A 5,777-nucleotide genomic window follows, 5' to 3' on the forward strand; every position below is an offset into this window, starting at 1 on the left:
GTGGGCAGACCGCCGAGGAGACCCTTGGCGGGGGCGGTGACGTCCTTGACGGCCTTCGCCTGGCTGGTGCCGAGGAGGCCCGTGGCGGTGTCCTTGACCGGCAGGGTCGAGGTGGCGTTCGCCAGCGCGCCGGCGACCGGCAGGGCGCTGGTCGCGGTGCCGAGCGGCAGCGCGGAGGCCGACGCGGTACCGGCGGCGGCAGCGGCGAAAGCGGCACCGACAGCGGCGACGCCGAGAGTCCTGACAGCAGACTGCTTCATATGAATTTCATCCTTGGGGAAGGGGATGTGAGCGGCTCTGCAACGTAGCCAGCACCAGGCCCGTCCCGCAAACATCGAGAAAAAGCGAAAACGGCCGGGATTCGCCTTCCCGGCCGTTTTTCGCCATGCGTCCGATCAGCCGGCGACGGAGGTGGAAACGCTGGTCGCAGCGGTCTGCTCGAAGAGCCATTCGGACTTCAGCTCGGCGTATCCGGGCTTGATGACGTCACTGATCATCGCCAGACGTTCATCGAAAGGAATGAATGCTGATTTCATCGCATTGACTGTGAACCACTGCATGTCGTCGAGCGTGTATCCGAATGTCTCGGTCAGCTTCTCGAATTCCTGGCTCATGCTCGTACCGCTCATCAGCCGGTTGTCCGTGTTCACGGTGGCCCGGAAGTGCAGCCTGCGCAGTAGCCCGATGGGGTGCTCGGCGTACGAGGCGGCGGCACCGGTCTGAAGGTTGGAGGTCGGGCAGAGCTCCAGCGGGATGCGCTTGTCCCGCACGTAGGAAGCCAGGCGCCCCAGCTTCACACTGCCGTCCTCGGCGACCTCGATGTCGTCGATAATGCGGACGCCGTGGCCGAGCCGGTCGGCGCCGCACCACTGGATGGCCTGCCAGATCGACGGCAGCCCGAACGCCTCGCCCGCGTGGATGGTGAAGTGGTTGTTCTCGCGCTTGAGGTACTCGAACGCGTCGAGGTGCCGGGTGGGCGGGAAGCCCGCCTCCGCGCCGGCGATGTCGAAGCCGACGACGCCCTGCTCCCGGTAGCGGTTGGCGAGTTCGGCGATCTCCAGCGAGCGGGCGGCGTGCCGCATGGCGGTGAGCAGGGCGCCGACCCGGATCCGGTTGCCGTCCCGGCGGGCCCGGCGCTCGCCCTCCCGGAAGCCCTCGTTGACCGCCTCGACGACCTGTTCGAGGGAGAGCCCGGCTTCCAGGTGCTGCTCGGGGGCGTAGCGGATCTCGGCGTACACGACCCCGTCCGCGGCCAGGTCCTCGGCGCACTCGGCGGCGACCCGGACCAGCGCGTCACGCGTCTGCATGACGGCGCAGGTGTGCGCGAACGTCTCCAGGTACCGCTCCAGCGACCCGGAGTCGGCGGCTTCCCGGAACCAGATGCCGAGCTTGTCCGGCTCGCTCTCCGGGAGTCCTTCGTATCCGCTCGCCGCGGCGAGGTCGACGATCGTCCCGGGGCGCAGTCCGCCGTCGAGGTGGTCGTGGAGAAGGACCTTGGGCGCACGCCGGATCTGATCCTGGCCGGGCACATTGAGGGTCGGGCTCATCATCCACGCACTCTACCGCCTACGCGCGTAGAGCGCTGCTGGGCGCCGCTCGTCGATGCGTAACAGTGACCGCGAATACGGGTGGCGTACACCTGTCCTTCTGAGACTGTTACGTCATGGCACAGCGCGCACTACCCCTGCCTGCTGCGAGGCTGGGACGGGCCGTCAGGACGGCCGGAGCACCAACCGCGGTCAGCGGTGTGGTTCTGCTGCTCCCGGACGGCGAGCCCTACTCGCACCGCCGCCCCTCCCCCCTCTCGTACGCCCGCCAGATCCCGCTGGCCCGCACCCTGGCCCGCGCGGGCCGGGACGACGGCCTCACCGCACACGTCGTCCGCTACCGCTGCCGCGGCTGGAACACGACGGACGCGCGGCTCGCGGCGGACGCCGAATGGGCGGTGGACGAGGTGGTACGCCGCTACGGCGACGTCCCCGTCTGCCTGGCCGGCCACGGCATGGGCGGCCGCGCGGCCCTCCGCGCGGGCGGCCACCCGGCGGTCGGCGCGGTCCTCGCCCTGGCCCCCTGGCTGCCCGCCGCCCCGGACGCCGAGCCGGAGCCGGTGAAACACCTGGTCGGCCGTCAGGTCCTGCTGGTGCACGGCACCAACGACGCCCGCGCCGACCCCGAACTCTCCTTCCGCCTCGCGGAGCGCGCCAAGAAGTCCAACCGCGACACCTGCCGCTTCGAGGTCCACTCGGACGGCCACTCCCTGCGTCAGCACCACACCGAAGTGGCCGCCCTGGCAGCGGACTTCATCCGCGGCTCGCTCTTCGCCCACACCTACGCCCGCCCGGTCGCCGACGCCCTGGCGGCCCCGCCGCCGCTGGGGCTGCGGATGCCGCTGGCCGTAGGGTTCGGGAAGTCGCTGGGCCGATGAGGGGGCGTTGGGGATGAGTTTCCGGCTGGCCGCGTACGCGGTGTGCGTCGAGGACGGGCGGGTACTGCTCGCCCGTCACGTATCGGCGAACGGCGAGAGCAACTGGACCCTTCCGGGCGGTGGGGTCGAGCAGGGGGAGGACCCGTTCGACGCGGTGATCCGGGAGGTCGCCGAGGAGACCGGCTGCGACGCGGTGGTCGAAAGCCTGCTGGGGGTGGACTCCCGGGTGGTCCCCGCGGCCGAGGCGCGGATGGGGATCGCGCACCAGAACGTCGGCGTCTTCTACCGGGTCCGCATCACCGGCGGCCGGCTGCGGCCCGAGCCGAACGGCGAGATCGCCGAGTCCGTCTGGACCCCGGTCCCCGAGGTCGCCTCCCTGCGCCGGTCATCGCTCATCGATGTCGGCCTCGAACTGGAACGAACCGCTCCGGCGACCGGCCACGTCGCGCCCGTACCGGTCGGCGGCCTGGTCCAGCACTGAGGCGACTGCGGCTGTCCCGGCAGCGGGGTCGGCCCGCCGGCCCGGGGCCGGCCGGGAAACGGGCAGCCACCCTGCCCGTATGTACGCACCCGCGATTTGGGCCCTGGTATGGGCCTTTGGGCACTGTCCGTGGGCCCCCGTGTCGTCGTTACGGTTCGAGCCCCGGTGGGTGTCCGCCCCCGGTAGGTCGGGGGCGAACCACGACGAGGTGACACGTGAAGCACAGCGAGCGGATACGCCGAGGCGTACGCACGAGCACGGGGCAGACAGCGATCGAGTACCTGGCCCTGCTGGGGGTCGTCGTCGCCGTGGTCGGCGCGATCGTCGCCACCACCATCGGCGGCGACATCACCAGCTCCGCACACGTGCAGATCTGCCGCATCGCGGCAACGACGGGCGGCGGCGGCGAATGCGCCGATGACAACGCTGTCACCGACGAAGGTGACGATACCGACGGCGACGACCCCACGGAACCCGTCGAGCCCGTCAGCGCCCCCGACGAAGAGCCCGGTGACTCCGGCGGCGTACCGGGCGGCAAGCCCGACGACGATTCCGGTGACAAGCCCGGCAAGACCGACGGCAAGGGGAACGCGCTCCCCAGCCTGTGCTTCGAGCCGCGCGAGCGGTCGTCGAACTCGTCGGTCTCGGTCCCCGGCAACGGCCCCGTCAGCACGGCGGCCGCCTGGGGGTACTCGTACCTGGTCAACTTCATCATCGACAAGGTCAACAACGAGAAGAACAAGGAGAAGCGGGTCAAGCAGGCGCTCGACGACCTCTCCTACTGCCTCCCCGACTACAACATCGTCATCGCGCAGCCGCATGAGGGAAACCTTCAGCAGATGGACGGCGCGGCGATGATCTCGACCGTGGAGATCAGCGGCACGACGTACCGCGTCTACGCGTTCAAGACCGGCAAGTTCACCTGGGCCGACGACGCCGACCTCGGCTGGAAGAACCGCGCGTTCAAGGGCTACTACGACATCAGTGACGACAAGCGCACAGTCACGTTCGACGAGCCGCCCCGCCCCAAGCGGAAGAAGGACTGGAAGCCCGGCGACGAGGGCTGCCAGATCGAGGGCCAGGAACCGCCTGACCGGAATCGGTACTACAACACATACTCCCCGCTGGACAACGAGGGTTCGGCGCAGGCGGTCCGGATGCTCGTGAACGACATGCGGCGCTGCTACCCCGACTACAACGTGGTCGCGATGCACTCGGAGCAGTCGTCGCACTGGGTCGAGAAGCCGGACTCGTTCATCAACGAGAGCCGGTACCGGCTGAACTCCCCCGAATACCACGACGAGGAGACCGGCGACGACATCGCCTCGGGCCGGGCCGTGTTCGACGTGTACGTCTTCGACAAGGGCAAGTTCAGCAACGACGGCGACGGCGGCTACACCAACTGGGCGTACTACGGCGACGCCACCCGCGACGGCTCGGAGGCCACCTTCAAACAACCGGAGCCCGCCGACCTGGACGCCGACTCCACCTCCACCGGAACGGAGTCGGTCAACTTCAACGACGGCGCACCGAAGTACACCGACGGCCCGTACCCCGGTACCGACTACTCCGGCAAGGTTCCGGGTGACGACGCCGAGCTGAACCAGTCGCTGATCGACGAGTACAGCCGCAGCTTCCCGGACACGAACATCATCGCGGTGAAGAACTTCAACGACCTCTCCTTCTCCGGGGTGTCCGGCCTCGAACACCTCGCGGTGGTGGACGGGGTCGACATCTTCTCCGTCAAGAACGGGACCATCGTCAACAACGGTGACGGCGGCTGGAAGAACTGGGGCTTCGCGGGCACCTTCGAGCGCGACAAGGACTCGAAGGAGGTGACGTTCAGCCGCTAATGGGGGCGTCGGCCGGCGGTCGGGTGGGGCGCCGCTGCGGCCGCACGGAGAGCCCGGCCGAGCGGGCCCGCGACCGGCCCGATGCACAGGGAGGCGCGACGCGTCCTGCGGGTGCGGGAGCGTGTGTTCCTCCGCCGGCTCTCAGGTGCTCGGCAGGGACCGCCCCCGCGGGTGCGGGGATGGCCTCCGCTCCTCGGGGATCTCCGGTGTCTCCTCCGGCCGCTCCCCGCTTGACGGTTTGCCGGGCTGGTTTAGCCGGCCCGTTCCACGCTGAACCGCGCCTCCATGCGGGCGATGGCCCGGCCAGCCCTCCGGGGTGGCAGCGGGCGATGGGGTGCTGTGCCGGGTGGTTTGGTGACTGGCCCGGACGGAAATCCGGGAGTCGCGGCGGGACTGGCCGCCGTCAGGGGGACTTCACGGCGTTGACCATGGTGTATCCCATCTTGTCCCGGCACAGGGCGAGGATGCGCGGGTAGACGGTGTCGAGCTGCGCCATCGCGTCAGCGCCCACCAGCTCCGCGATCTGGGCGCGCCTTGAGGCGAACAGTCGCGGGATGAGCTCATAGGTGGGCTTGAACTCCCGGGACATGTCGCGCGTGCCTTGGATGGCGAAGCCGGCCTCGCCGAGCATGCGGGAGTAGTCCTCGGGTCCTGCGGGGAGACGGGAGAGCGCGAACGCGGCCTGGAAGAGCTGGACTTCCTCGGGTGTGAAGGGCAGGGCTTCGTAGCAGTCCGCGAGGACGAAGCGGGCCCCGGGCCGCAGTACCCGCCAGACCTCGCGGATCGCGGCGGGGCGGTCGGAAAAGTGAGCGAAGGACTCGATGGCCCACACGGCGTCGAAGGTCTCGGACTCCTGGGGAAGGGCCATGGCGTCCGCCTGTTCGAAGGTGACGCGGTCGGACAGTCCCGCCTTCAAGGCACGGTCGCGGCCGGCCCGGACCTGCGCGGCGCTGATCGTCACGCCGAGCACGCTCGCGCCAGACTCGGTGCCGATCCGCACAGTGGGCCGGCCGCGACC

At 69.7% G+C, this 5,777-nt stretch carries 6 protein-coding genes; 3 read left to right on the plus strand and 3 right to left on the minus strand.

Annotated elements, in window-relative coordinates; all coding sequences use genetic code 11:
* Both J1C73_RS29790 and J1C73_RS29795 read right to left on the minus strand, forming a co-directional pair.
* Nucleotides 1-260, minus strand: a 260-nt coding sequence (locus J1C73_RS29790; protein WP_207319108.1) for a hypothetical protein, incomplete at its 3' end; no start/stop codon positions are given.
* 135 nt (nucleotides 261-395) lie between these two features.
* Nucleotides 396-1,550: an adenosine deaminase gene (locus J1C73_RS29795; RefSeq protein WP_207319103.1), complete on the minus strand. Its 1,155-nt coding sequence runs from the start codon at nucleotides 1,548-1,550 to the stop codon at nucleotides 396-398.
* 197 nt (nucleotides 1,551-1,747) lie between these two features.
* Here J1C73_RS29795 and J1C73_RS29800 point away from each other — a divergent pair, with 197 nt between their 5' ends.
* From J1C73_RS29800 to J1C73_RS29810, 3 genes are all read left to right on the plus strand, one after another.
* The gene (locus J1C73_RS29800; RefSeq protein WP_207319104.1) at nucleotides 1,748-2,425 is read left to right on the plus strand and encodes an alpha/beta hydrolase; all 678 of its coding nucleotides are present in this window, start codon (nucleotides 1,748-1,750) and stop codon (nucleotides 2,423-2,425) included.
* A 13-nt stretch (nucleotides 2,426-2,438) separates the two neighbouring features.
* A complete protein-coding gene (locus J1C73_RS29805; protein ID WP_207319105.1) occupies nucleotides 2,439-2,906 on the plus strand; it encodes an NUDIX hydrolase in 468 nt (155 codons plus the stop codon).
* A gap of 215 nt (nucleotides 2,907-3,121) precedes the next feature.
* Nucleotides 3,122-4,759, plus strand: coding sequence for a hypothetical protein (locus J1C73_RS29810; protein ID WP_207319106.1), 1,638 nt, complete (start codon nucleotides 3,122-3,124; stop codon nucleotides 4,757-4,759).
* A 403-nt stretch (nucleotides 4,760-5,162) separates the two neighbouring features.
* Here the strand turns inward: J1C73_RS29810 and J1C73_RS29815 are convergent.
* On the minus strand, nucleotides 5,163-5,777 hold a 615-nt coding region (locus J1C73_RS29815; RefSeq protein ID WP_207319107.1), incomplete at its 5' end, for a class I SAM-dependent methyltransferase.

The sequence above is a fragment of the Streptomyces laculatispora genome, assembly GCF_017353455.1.
GTDB lineage: Bacteria > Actinomycetota > Actinomycetes > Streptomycetales > Streptomycetaceae > Streptomyces > Streptomyces laculatispora.

Coding starts and splice junctions, on each gene's coding strand:
- J1C73_RS29795 (WP_207319103.1), bottom strand. CDS start 1,550: ATGATGAGCCCGACCCTCAATGTGCCCGGCCAGGATCAGATCCGGCGT.
- J1C73_RS29805 (WP_207319105.1), top strand. CDS start 2,439: ATGAGTTTCCGGCTGGCCGCGTACGCGGTGTGCGTCGAGGACGGGCGG.